Genomic DNA, 12,760 nt, shown 5'->3' on the forward strand with positions numbered 1-12,760 from the left:
GGGCGAAGCGGTGCCTCCCCATGGAGCGGAGGACGGGTCGGGCGGGCCGGTGCCGCTGCCGGAGAACGACGCGTTGCCGGCGTTCGATGTCCCGCGCCGGATGCGTCCGGAGGAGCGGCTCGTCGAGCAGGCCTCCACCTGGAACCGCGTGTGGAGGCCGTTCCTCTACGAGAGCATCATGTGGTTCGTCGGTGCCTTCCTCATCCTCTCGGGCACCCTCTACTTCGTCTTCGAGAGCTGGGCGGGGATGTCCTCCGTCACCCGCTCGCTCACGGTGTTCGTCCTGACGGCGGGCTACTCCGCGGGCTTCTCCGTCTGGGGCGCGTACCTCGCGAGGCGCGAGGCGCTGCGCAACCCGGGGCGCATCCTGGGGCTCATCGGCTCGGCGTCGGCGCCACTCGCGGGAGTCGCGCTCGGACCCATGGCCTTCGGGGACATGATGTCGCTCGGAGGCGTGAGCACCGCGATGCTCGTGCCCCTGCTGGTGGTCTGGGCCGGTATCGCCGCGGTCCTCGTGCGCAAGCCCGCCGAGGCCACCGACGCACCCTCGCGGCCCTTCGTCCAGATAGGGCTGGTCCTCGGCACGTTGATGATGGGGTTTGCGCCGCTCGCGGCGAAGCTCGGGGCGTCCGCGCTGTGGCTCGACGTCCTGCCGTGTGTGCTCTTCTTCCTCGTCGCCAGGACGCCCGTCGAGAAACCCCGAGACAGCGCGGCGCTGTCCTTCGCTTTGCTGGCGCCGCTGTACCTGTTGCTCGTGTACGTGGTGCGGTTGCACGTGGCGCTCGCCTCGGTGGAGGCGGTGCCCCACCTGGGCATCTATGCCCCCTTCGGTGCGTTCCTCCTGGCCACCGCGCTGCGCTTCCGTCCGTTGCCGGTGGAGACCGCTGCCGATGCGTTGACGGTCACGGTCGCGTCGGTCCAGGCGATGTGTCTCATCGGGGCGCTGGGCGCTCCGGCGCCGAGCCTGTTCATCACCGCCGCCATCATCACGTGGACGCTGGCCTCGCTGGCGACGGGCTCGGTCTCGCGGACTCCCTGGGCCTATGGCGTCTATGGCGCCGCGTACTTCGCCTACTCCTCCATCGCGCAGCTCATCCCCGAGCCCCTGAGCAGGCTCATCGACGCCGTCAAGGTCCGGCTCGGCTACTCCAGCGGAGAGTCCCTGCCCGGGCAGTACGGCGCGCTGACCGCGCTGCCCTTCGTCCTCGCGGGCGTGGTGTTCGCGGTGTCGCGGTCGTGGCGGGGCGAGCGCACGGGCCAGGCGCGCGACACCGCCCTCGCGGAGGTGCTGCTGCGCTCCACCGCCGTGGCGGGTGTCCTCTGCACCCTGGTCGCCTTGTCGGGCCCCGACGGGCGTCCGGGCTTGTGGTGCGTGCTCGGCGTGTCGCTCATCTGTCTGGCCGCGGGCCTGCTGGTGGAGCGCTTCTACCTGACGGCCATCGGCGCGCTGTCGACCCTGCTGGTTCCGGTGCTGGCGTTCCGGGCCGCGGATGCCGCGACGACCTCGGCGGTGTCCGGGCTGGTGGCGCTGGTGCTCGCGGGGATGGCGTTGTTGGCGACCGCCCGCACGCGCACGCTGCTCGCATCCGTCGTGGGGGTGCTGGCCAGTGTGGGGCTCCTGGTCGGACTCGTCACCCATTCGGGAGCCACGTCCGGCGCGGGCATGGTGCTCTCCAGCGTGGCGGTGCTCGCCATGGCCTGGTCGCTCCGCAGCCCCGTCGCCATGGCCTATGCCGCGTGGTTGTCCGCGGTGGTCCTGCCGAGGCTCCTGGAGGGCCTGACGTGGAATCACGGAGGGGCGTGGTTCGTCGCGGTGGCCCTCGTGCTCGCGGGCCTGGGGACGCGCGGAGGACTGGCGCGGTTGTTGGGCCTGCCCGCCTTGTTCTACGCGGTGCTGGGCGTCTTCTGGGGAACGTTCGCGGTGGCCCCGCTCCTGGGCGTCACCGTGCTCGTGGCGGCGGCGGCGGTCGCCGTGGCCTCGCGCACCTTCACCTGGATGCGTCCCATCGCCGTCTTCATCGCCGCGCTGGCGATGTTGCCGGACATCCCGAAGGTCTACTCGCCGTGGGGGGGCTGGATGTCCCCCGAGCGTTCGATGGGCCTGCTCATCGTCTGGGGCTTCGGCGCCTCGCTCGCGGCGGTCCGTTGGAAGCGTGACGCCAGCACGACGGTGGCGGCGCTGGTGGCGATGCTCTTCCCACTGGTGTGTGTCGGCGTCGGCGGTTCGTCGAGTGAGTCGAGCCTCCTGCTGGGCGCGGCCATCGCCGCGGTGCTCACCGCTCGCGCGCTGCCCGCGACCCTGAGCCTGGGGGTCGCCTGTCTGTATGCCCTGTCCGGGGTGTACTCGCTCGGTCCGGTCTCGATGCTCGCGCTGGCCGTGCTCCTCAGCGTCCTCGCGGTGCTGGAGGAGGTGCCCGCCATCCTGCGCGTGGGCGCTGGGGGACAGCGGTTCGCGGCGGTGGCGACCGTGGGTGCGATGGCGGCGCTGGGGCTCTCGGCGGTCCGCTGGGAGGCGGAGCTGCCGCTTCTCGTGCTCGTGGTGGCCATCGTGGTGCTGCCTTTGACGTGGACGCGAGCCAATCGACAGCCGTTCTGTGTCAGCCTGTCGGTGCCCTACGCGGCCGTGGCGGTCCTCGCCCTGGGAGGCTCGCTGCCGGGCTGGGTCCAGGCGCTGCCGCTGGTGATGCTCGCGGTGGTGCGCGCCGTGGAGCACGTGCCCGCGCTCGCGTCGCTGGTGCTGCGGACGAACGACGTGTCGGCCCGCAACAACGTGTCCTTGTGGGTGCAGATCGCGCTCGCCTGCACCGCATGCATGATGCTCCTGTCGCAGGCTCCGCTGTGGCTCGGGCCGCTGGCCCTGTATGCCCTCACGGCCTCGCTGGCGTCGATGCCCGGGCCCCATCCCTTCCTGCGCGTCGCGGGGGCCTCGCTCCTGCTGCTCACCGTGCCCCAGGCGCGGCCCGTCGTCACCGGTCTGCTGCTGGCGCTGGCGCTCGCCGAGCACCACGCGCCGTCCGTCCTCTGGGCCTTCTTCCGTTCACCGCCGGATGTGCTGTTGCGGCGGGTCTCGGTCGTCGTCGCGCTGGTCCTCGCCGGAGCCCCGGCGCTGGACACCCCCACGCAGGCCACGCTCCTGGGCCTGGCGCTGGTGGTGTTCGCCGCGGCGTTCCTGCTGTCGCTCCGCTGGCTCCTGACGCCCGCCGTGTGGTTGCTGGCGCTCTCCACCGTGGGGAGCACGGAGGCCTCGCGTTTCCTGGAGTGGCGGCCGGAGGCGGGGCCGACCATCATCCTCGTGGCGCTCGGCGCCGCCGTGCTCTCCGCGCTGTTCCAGGTGGGCGACGTGCAGCGGCGCGTGGGCGCGCTGGCCGCGAAGCTGACGCCGGGGCTGGAAGGGACGTGGAGCGAGCCCTTGTGGGCGGGCAGCGTGGGCGTCCTCGTGCTGCTGCTGGTGGGGCGGTTGGCGGACTTCGGCCCCGGGGGGCTCGAGCTGTCCGTCGCCGTGGGCGCGGTGGTGACGTCGCTGGTGCTGATGGTGGCGCGCGAACCGTGGATGGCGAACGTCGCCACGGGACTCCTCGCCGCCTCCATCGTCGCGGCGGTGCCGTTGCCGTGGGTCCCCGCCGTCCTCAGCGGCGCGGGCCTGGTGCTGTGTCTGGGCGGCATGGCGCTCGAGGCGCGGGACGTGCGCGTGGGCGTGGCCCTGCACCACGGAGGCTGGGTCCTGTCGCTGTTGTCGCTGGCGGGCCTGCGGGACCTGGAGCACCCGGGCATGCCGCTGTGCCTCCTGCTGGGCCTGGGCTCGGCGTGGACGGTGGTGTTGCGTCGGCGCGAGCGTGAGGTGGTGGGTTGGCTGGCCTCGCTCGTGGTGGTGCATGGCGGGTTGATGCACCTGGGCGCGGTGTACTCGTCGGGCCGGGGCTCGGCGTTCATCCTCCCGTACTTCGGGGCGGCCACCGCCGTGCTCGCCACGCTGGTGCTGTTCGTCGCGGGCCGCGGTATCCGTCGCGCCGTGGGGCATGGCTTCACCGTCGTGGCGCTCCTCGAGGTGTTGGTGGGATTGATGGCCCTCGGCGCCGTGGGGGACGCCCTGCGCGAGGCGCTGGTGTCGACCGTCGCGCTCGCCGCGCTGTTGTTCGCCCTGGTGCGCCGCGCGGCGGTGGAGGAGGACGAGCTGTCCGCCTTCCTCGCGCAGACGGTGCTCGCGCTGGGCTACCTGTCGGTGCGCATGCTCGGCATGGGCGCGAGTCCGAGCACGTCCGACAGCCTCGCGGCCCTGGTCGGCGGCGCCCTCTTCACGGGGTTGTTCTTCTTCGTCCAGCGCGAGGGTTCGGGGCTGGCGGTGTTCCGGCGTCCCGCCCTCTGGGGGGCCTATCTGTTCCCGCTGGTGGGCCTGCTCTCCGCTCCCTGGGGGGAGCCGCTCCAGGTCGCCGCGCTGCTGGTGGGGCACGCCGCCCACTTCGCCGCGTTGGCCTCGCACCCCTCGCGCCGGGGCCTGTCCTCGCTCGTGTCGGTGGCGGCCTTCAACGCCGCCCTCTTCCTGGTGTGGCAGGGCACGGGCAGCGCGGAGCCGCAGTTCTACGTCATCCCCGCGGGCCTCTCGTTGCTCGCGCTGCTGCGCGTGTTCCGGGGCTCGCTCGACGAGGAGACGTACGCGCGGCTGCGCGCGATGGCCATCACCGTGGTGTACGTGGCCGGCGCGTGGAAGCCGCTGATGTTCAGCGACGGCGGGTCGATGCTCGTGTGCGTGGTGTTGTGCCTGGTGGGCGTGGGCTGCGGCATCGCGCTGCGCATCCGCTCCTACGTGTACCTGGGCACCGGATTCCTGGTGACGTGCATCGCCGCGAACCTCGTGCGCTTCGGCATGCGGGACCACCGCATCGCGGCTGCCTCGTTGTTCTTGTTGGGCCTGCTCGTCATCGGTTCCATGGTGATGCTCAGCGCCTACCGCGCGGCGCTCCTCCAGAGGTACGCGCGGGTGAGAGAGATGCTCTCCACCTGGGAGGGGTGACACTTCGAGTTCTTGGCGGCGGACCCGAAAGGTGGGATTGAATGCGGTCCCCCAAACGTCTTCGGGAGGACCGCGGTTGTTCCGTCTTCACCTGTTCGCCACCGTCCCGCTGTGTGCCCTCATCGGTTGTGCCACCGTGAAGCCCCTCGAAGCGGGGAGCGTCACGCCAGCACGGGCACCGGAGGTGGTGGCCGAGGCTCCCGTGAGTCCGCCCGCGCCGCCCCTGGGCGAGGGGACTATCGCGCCGGAGTCCGCGTCACCTGTCGTGGCCGAGGCCGTGACACCCGTGTCCCCGTCCGTGGCCGAGGCACAGCCGCCGGCCCCGACGGTGAAGTCCCCCGAGGAGGAGCCCGCGCGTGACGCCCGGACGCCGGCGGTGGTCTCCGCCGTCATCTCCGAGGAGAAGTCGCGGCCCCTGGTGACGGGGGTGGTGGCCGCCGCGTTGGAGGCGGTGGCGCTCGTCACCAATCCCGCCTCCGACGCGAGTGGCTTCTGGGAGGCGTACCGCACGCCGATGCAGTTCGCGCGGCTCATCGTCAACCGCTCCATCCAACTGGTGGGTGAGCGCAACCTGGGGCGCGTGAGTCGGGGCGTGCCCAACGACTGCTCGGGCTTCGTGCGGCTGGCGTATCTGTCCGCGGGCATCGACCTCGTGGCCCATGGCTTCCTCGCGGGGGAGAACGCGGTCTCCGCCATCTTCCGCCGCGCGACGGAGTCCGGCCGGCTGCATCACCGCGCGCCGCGCCCGGGGGACCTCGTGTTCTTCCGCGAGACGTACGACCGCAACCGCGACGGGCGCCGCAACGACGGGATGACCCACATCGGCGTGGTGGAGAGCCTGGCCGACGATGGCACCATCACGTTCATCCACCGGGGCAGCAAGGGCGTGGCCCGCAGCCGGATGAACCTGTCGTTCCCGGAGAAGCACCAGCTCTCCGAGGGCGGCCCGGTGGTGAACGACTTCCTGCGCCCCGCGACGAAGCACTTCCGCGCGTACCTCACGGGAGAGCTGTTCGTGGCGTTCGCGTCTCCCGACGGGCTGTAGTTTTCCAACGAACGGCCCGCACCCCGCGTGGCTTTGAAGCGTCCGCCGGCTGTTGCGTCATGACGGCCATGCGAATCGTCCTGCTCGTCGGAAGTCTGCTGCTCGCCTCGGGGTGTGTCGTGCACACGCGCTCTCCTCCGCGCCCCGAGCGTCCGCCTCCGCGCCCGGTGGCCATGTCGCGCGACGAGGCCGTGGACCTGGGGTTCCGGCAGTGTCGCTCGCGTGGGTTGGAGTGCCGCCTCAAGGAGGTCCACCGCACGGGCAAGGACGTGTGGAAGGTGAAGTTCTTCGCCGCCGCCCGAGGGGGCCGGGGCTTCCTGCACCTCGAGTACGACGCCTGGTCCCGCCGCCTGCTCGACGTGGACGAGAAGGTGAAGGGGCGGCACGACTGGGACGACGATGACGACCACCACCACGGGCGGGGCAAGAAGCGCGGGCACGCGCGGTTCGACGACTAGCGGGCGGCGCTACTTCCGGGACTTCTGGATGGCCTGGATGGCGCGGTTGGCGTCATCCCGGCCGCACTCGTTGCCCTTGGTGGTGGGCTCGGCCACGCGGATGAGGGCGGGCAGGGCGTCCGCGTTGCCGAGCGTGCCCAGGCGCCTGGCGGCGAGCTTGCGCGGGTTGCAGTCCTTGCCCTCCAGCGCCTTGACGTAGGCCTCCACCAGGTCGATGCCCTCCGTCGCCTGGACGTACTCGAGGTAGCGCAGCGCGCCCCACTGCCGCGCGGAGTATTCGTTCCGGGCGAGGGCGAGGAAGTACGGCCGCACCCGGTCCTTGGGGATGTTGGACAGGAGGCGCCGCAGGCCGTTGTCGCCTTCGCGGTCGCCGAAGTCCTCGGCGAGGCCGTCGAGCACCCGGTCCTCCACCGCCGCGCGCCCGTCGCCATCCAGCGTGGCGAGCAGGGCCTGCTCCTTGTCGTGGTTGCCCAGGGCGTGGTGCACGGCGGCCAGCGCGCGCCGCACCACCGGTTGCTTCTGGTCCTCGCTCGAGGCGCCGTCCAGCACCGCGAGCGCCTCGTTCGTCTTGCCGTCCTGGAGCAGGGCCATGGCGCGGACGGCCGGGCTGTTGAGGTGCGCCACCGTCGCGATGCCGCCGCCGAGCAGCACCAGCGCGCCCGCCACGGCCGCCGCCTGACGGGGCTTCGCGCGGGCCCACGCCGCGCCCGCGCGCAGGTGTTCACCCAGCTTCTTCGGCGCCAGTTGGGCGCGCAGCGAGAGGCCGGCGCCGCGGGCCCGCTCCTTCCAGGGCACCGCGCGCAGCCGCGTGAAGGGCGCCAGGGCCTTCTGGCGCGTGCGCTGGAGCACGGGCAGCAGCTTCGCGAGGCCGCTCTGCCGCTCGAAGCGGTCGCCGAACGGAGGGCCCTCCGGGGCCTGGCGCACGCGGTAGAGCTGGAGCTGCTCCTCGCGGCCGGGCAGGTGGATGGCGCCGCGCGGCTCGACCTCCACCTCGGCGCGGTTGCGGGCCAGGTTCACCGCCTCGGTGAAGGTGACCTCTCCTGCGACGGCGACGTGTTCGACGCCCTCCACCACCTCCATGGGCTCGCCCAGCAGGGTGTCGGCCGTCAGCAGCACCTCGCCGGCGTGTAGGCACACGCGGACGTGGAGCTTCTCCTCCTCCGGCACCGTCTGGTTGTGCCGCCACAGCCGGTCCTGCATGGCCATGCCGCAGCGCACGCCCGCGGTAGGGGAGCGGAACACGACGAGCAGCGCGTCGCCGCGCTTCTGCACCAGGCGGCCCTCGTGCTCCTTCACCAGCGACAGCAGGAGCCGGTCGTGCGTCTCCAGCATCCGCGCGTTCTCTTCGTGCGTCTGGCGACTGGTGCGCTCGGTGAAGCCCTGCAGGTCCGTGAGCATCACCGTCAGGTTCTGAGGCTTCACCGCGGAGGCGCTGCCCGACAGCGACGGCATGCCGCCCGAGGTGCGCGTGCCGAAGGCGGCGGTGCCCGTGCGCAACGTCACGGGGGCGGAGAGCGCGGGCAGGTCGCTGCCCGTCGGGGCGCGCGCCACGCCGAACGCCGCGGTGCCCTGGCTCGGGGAGGCGTGGCCGCCGGCGAAGACGGAGGTGCCGCTGGGGCCCGACGCGCTCCCGGGCGTGTCGGCCGCGCCGAAGACGGAGGTGCCCGAGGGCGTGGTCACCGGGGTGTGCGAGCCGCTGTACGACGGCGTCCCCAGGCCCGGGGTGAACGCGGAGAGCGACGCGTGCGCGGCGGCCAGCGCGTCCGCCAGCTCGTGCGCGCTCTGGGTGCGCTTGGACGGGTCCTTCTCCAGCAGGCGCATCACCAGCGACAGCAGGCCGATGTAGCGCGTCAGCGCCGGCGCCGCCCGGTCCAACGGCAGCGGCGCGTGCGAGGCGTGCTGAGACAGGTAGTGCCGGGCCTGCGGGCCGTCGAACGGCAGCCGCCCGGACAGCACGCGGTAGATGAGCACGCCGAAGGTGTAGAGGTCGCTGCGCGTGTCCACCTTCGCGCCCACCGCCTGCTCCGGCGAGAGGTACTCGGGGGTGCCCAGCACCACGCCGATCTGGCTGACGTTGCTCTGCGCGTCCGGCTCCACGAGCCGGGCGATGCCGAAGTCGAGCAGCCGCGCCTGCTCTCCGCGCGCGCCGGGGGAGATGAAGACGTTCTCCGGCTTGAGGTCGCGGTGGATGATGCCCTTGTCGTGGATGGCGGCGAGCCCCTCCGCCAACTGCTGGAGCAGCGGCAGGGCGCGCCCCGGGGGCATGGGGCCGCCCTGGGCCAGCACGTCGTAGAGGCTCTCGCCCTCGACGAACTCCATGACCAGGCACGCGTGGTCGCCGGACTCACCGAAGTCGACGATGCGCACGACGGACGGGTGCTCCACCGCGGACAACAGGCGCGCCTCGCGCTTGAAGCGCTCCGCCATGCCGGGCTGCGCGTTGAGGTCGTGGTGGAGGACCTTGATGGCCACCTTGCGGCCCAGCGAGACCTGCTCGCCCAGGTACACCTCACCCATTCCGCCCGAACCCAACGGACGGAGGACCCGGAAGCGACCGTCGAGGACGAGGGAGTCGGGAGCCAGCACGCCGGGCGCATCTTGTCCGACTTCGGTCCCGGGCGCATGACGATCCGCACCCCCCGTGCCATGGGCCCCCGGGACCGTCGTCTGGACAGCAGGCAAGGGGTTTGCCAGAAATTTCGAGGGCTTGGGGGTCGTGGTAGCGTCCAGGCTCCCGCGATGGCCAACGAGAGCGACTCTTCCAAGCCCGCCGCGGCGCAAGATGCGCGCGCCGCCGCACCCGAGCTGCGCCTGCTGGACCGCAGGGCGTTCGTGGGCTTCCCCGCGCTCGAGGTCCTGCCGGGGCTGCGCATCTCCGACTTCGCGCTGCAGATTCCGGACGTCAGCTTCCCCTTCAACGTCAGCGCGGGAGCCACGCGTTATCAGCGCAAGAAGCTGGGCTTCGGCTTCCTGGAGCTGTCCGTCGACGCGGACCTGGTGACACGGCGGGTGGCGGAGCTGGCGGGGCGGCTGGCGGGCATCGAGGAGCTGCGGCTGCACTTCCGGCCCGGCTACCTGGAGGGCCAGGGCCGGCTGCCGGCGCCGGAGCGCACGCCCTTCACGTTCAAGGTGGCGTTCGACGCGGACGGGGAGCGGCTGGCCGTCTACCTCTACGACGTCCGCCTCTACGGCTTCTCCTCCACGCCGTCCGTGCAGGTGCCGGGGCTGTTGTCCGCCGCGGTGGGCGCGATGGCGCTCCTGCCGGACGTGGAGGTGCGCGGCGCGACGGGCTTCTCCACGCGCGTGCTGCCGGCGCTGTGCCAGCTGGCGGCGGTGAGCCGGGGCTACAAGATGCCCGTGCTGGACACCGCGCGGCTGTCCGCCGCCGAGGTCTCCAGCACCGGACTGCGGCTGCGCTTCGCGTCGGGCGGGCTGCCGCCGCCGTCGGCGCCGGACGAGGAGCTGCTCTTGACCTTGGAGGGGGCCCGGGCCTTCGCGGACGCGGAGGGGCTGGTGGCCCAGGGCCGGCTCGCGGAGGCGCGGACCCAGTACCTCCAGGCGGGGGATGCGCAGGACGCGCACCCCTTCGCCGCCGAGCGGCTGCTGTCGCTGCTGGTGGCGGACCCGCAGTCGCACGAGCTGGCGTTGGATGTCGCGGCCACGCTCCAGCGCCGCAGGGACCGCAGCCCCGCCGCGCTGTGGGGCGAGGCCGTGGTGCGCGAGCGCCGGGGCGAGGGTGCCCGCGCCGCCGAGCGCTACCTGGCGCTGTGTGCGCTGGCGCGCCGCACCTCCGAGGAGGCCGCGGCCTTCTTCTCCGCCGAGGCCGCCGCGCGCTGCTCGCGCGACACCGCGCCGCAGGTGGCGGTGAAGGCGCTGCACGAGCTGCTGGGGCTCAAGCCCGACCACCTGCCGTCGCTCAAGGCGCTGGCGCGCGCCTCCGACCAGGCCCGTGACAGGGCGGGCGCGGTGCGCGCGTACCGCCGGCTGGCGGCGCTGGCGCGCGACCCGGCCGAGGCCGCCGACGCCCACGTCCACCTGGCGCGGCTGTGCGCGCAGACGGAGGACGACATCGCCGGCGCGCGGCTGCACTGCGAGGCCGCGCTGCGGCTGGCCCCGGACCACCCGGACGCGCTGCTCTTGTTGGGCGAGCTGTGCCACCGGGGCGACGAGCACCTGCGCGCGCTCAAGGCGTTGGACCGCCTGCGCGAGGTGGCCATGGCCCGGCACGAGCTGGACCGGGTGGGCCACGCCGACCTGATGGCCGGCCGCGTGTGGGAAGAGGGCCTGAAGCAGCCGGAGAACGCGCTGCTGCGCTACCGCGAGGCGGTGTCGCTGCTGCCCGGCGAGCCGGAGCCGCTGTTCGCCGCCGCGCGCGTGGCGGAGGGTCTGGGCCGGTTGCAGGAGGCGCTCGCGGGCTACCAGCAGGCGCTGGAGCTGGCGGGGCCCGCGCCGCGCTCGGAGGGCGTGCGCCAGGCCGCGCATTCGAGCCACCACGCGCTGGCGCGGTTGTACCGCTCGCGGCTGGGGGACCCGGCGCGCGCGCGGGAGCACCTGGAGGCGGCGCTCGCGCTGGACCCGCGCGACGCGGTGGCGCTCGAGGAGCTGATTCCGTACTTCCGCGCCACGGGGAAGGGCCAGGAGCTGGCGGAGGCGCTGGAGAAGGCCGCCGCGCTCCAGGACGAGCCCGGCAAGCGCGCCGTGCTGTGGGCCGAGGCGGGCGAGCTGTACCGGGGCCGCCTCCAGCAGCCGGAGAAGGCGGAGCGCCTGCTCCTGCTCGCGCTCGACGCGGAGGCGGACCACCGCCCCGCGCTGGAGTCGCTGCTGGCGCTGGCCGAGGCGCGGCGCGACGGGCCGCTGCTGACGCGGTGCCTGACCGCGCTGGCGCGGCTGGCCACGGACCTGAAGGACCGCGCGCAGAAGTACCGCCGCCTCGCGGTGGCCGCGCGCGACCTGGCCTTCGACCTGGACCTGGCGGTGCACGCCCTCCAGGAGGTGCTGCGCGCGGAGCCGGATGACCTGCCGGCGCTGGGCGAGCTGTGCGCGTTGCAGCGCAAGCGCGCGGACATGGCCGGGCTGTCCACGGCGCTGGAGGAGCGCGCGCGCGTGGCGGAGACGCAGGGCGACAAGCGCCTGGCGGCGGCGGCGCTGCGCGAGCTGGCCGGGGTGCTGGAGGCGCGCCTGGGCCGCGTGGGCGACGCGCTGGTGGCGCTGGAGAAGGCCGCGCGGCTGGCGCCGGACTCCGCCGTGCTGCTGGACCTGGCGGACCTGTCCCTGCGCTGCGAGCGCCCGGAGCACGCGCGCCGCGCGCTGGAGACGCTGCTGTCCACGCTGCCGCGCACCGCGGCGCCGGAGAAGCTGGCGGACGTGCGCGCCCGGCTGGGCCGCGCGTGCGAGATGCTGGGCGACCGCGAGGGCGCCATCGCCGCCTACGCGCAGGCCCTGCCGCTGCGCCGCCTGGACGACACGCTCGCCGCGCGCCTGGAGGCGCTCTACACCGAGGCGGGCGAGACGCAGGCCCTGGCCGAGCTGTGGGCGGGCCGCGCCCAGGCGCTCATGGGCGCCGAGCGCACCGAGGAGGCCGCGCCCCTGTTCCTCCAGAGCGCCCGCGCGCTGCTGGAGCGGGGCGAGAAGGCCACCGCGCTGCTGCGGCTGTCCGCGGCGCTGGAGGCGAGCCCCCAGGGGCCGCTGGCCGTCGAGGTGCTGGAGTCGCTCGCCGAGCTGGAGCTGGAGCGGGGCGAGAAGCTGGAGGCCGCGCGGCTGTACGCGCGCCGGGCCGCGCTGATGCCGGAGGCGCGCGCGGGGGCGAAGCTGCTGTTCCGCGCCTCGCTGCTGGCCGCGGGGACGAGCCGCGAGGAGGCCTTCCTCGCCGACGCGCTGGAGCGCGACGCGACGTTCGCGCCCGCCCGTCAGCGCCGGGGCGAGCTGCGGCTGCCCACGGACGCCCGCGCGGCGCTGGAGGACTTCGAGGCGGTGCTGGCGCTGCCGCCGGTGGACGCGGACGCCCCCCGCGAGGTGGAGCGCGTGGCCCTCACGCGCAAGGCCGCCAGCGCCGCCGTGCGCGCGGGCCGCGCCGACGCCGCGCGCCGCCTGCTGGCCGAGTACTGCGCCCGCGCCCCGGAGGACCTGGAGGCCCGCGTGGAGCTGGCCGCGCTGCACCGCAAGTCCGGGGCGCGCGAGGCGCTCCAGCAGACCACCGCCGCCGTGGGCCCCCTGCACCCGGACGTGGCCCGGCGCCACGGCATGCTGTCG

General features: G+C 73.7%; 4 protein-coding genes and 1 pseudogene. 4 read left to right on the plus strand and 1 reads right to left on the minus strand.

Annotated features, from left to right (window positions below):
• Positions 1–10 precede the first annotated feature (10 nt).
• From LZ198_RS40725 to LZ198_RS40735, 3 genes are all read left to right on the plus strand, one after another.
• Entirely contained in the window at positions 11–5,008 is a 4,998-nt protein-coding gene (locus tag LZ198_RS40725; RefSeq protein WP_253977576.1) for a hypothetical protein, read from the plus strand.
• 76 nt (positions 5,009–5,084) lie between these two features.
• Entirely contained in the window at positions 5,085–6,053 is a 969-nt protein-coding gene (locus LZ198_RS40730) for an NlpC/P60 family protein (RefSeq protein ID WP_253977577.1), read from the plus strand.
• Between the two features lie 59 nt (positions 6,054–6,112).
• The gene (locus tag LZ198_RS40735) at positions 6,113–6,511 is read left to right on the plus strand and encodes a hypothetical protein (RefSeq protein WP_253977578.1); all 399 of its coding nucleotides are present in this window, start codon (positions 6,113–6,115) and stop codon (positions 6,509–6,511) included.
• A 9-nt stretch (positions 6,512–6,520) separates the two neighbouring features.
• Here the strand turns inward: LZ198_RS40735 and LZ198_RS40740 are convergent, their stop codons facing one another.
• Positions 6,521–9,097 (minus strand): protein kinase domain-containing protein, encoded by a 2,577-nt coding sequence (locus tag LZ198_RS40740; RefSeq protein WP_323383409.1) that lies wholly within the window; start codon positions 9,095–9,097, stop codon positions 6,521–6,523.
• Between the two features lie 153 nt (positions 9,098–9,250).
• On the opposite strand from LZ198_RS40740, the pseudogene LZ198_RS40745 reads away from it, so the two are divergent.
• Positions 9,251–12,760: pseudogene (locus LZ198_RS40745) on the plus strand (flagellar hook-length control protein FliK); the annotation flags it as partial.

It is taken from the genome of Myxococcus dinghuensis, from assembly GCF_024198235.1.
Classification (GTDB): domain Bacteria; phylum Myxococcota; class Myxococcia; order Myxococcales; family Myxococcaceae; genus Myxococcus; species Myxococcus dinghuensis.

Bases quoted from the DNA above. Each gene is read 5' to 3' on its own strand.
- LZ198_RS40735 (WP_253977578.1), top strand. From the start codon at position 6,113: ATGACGGCCATGCGAATCGTCCTGCTCGTCGGAAGTCTGCTGCTCGCC.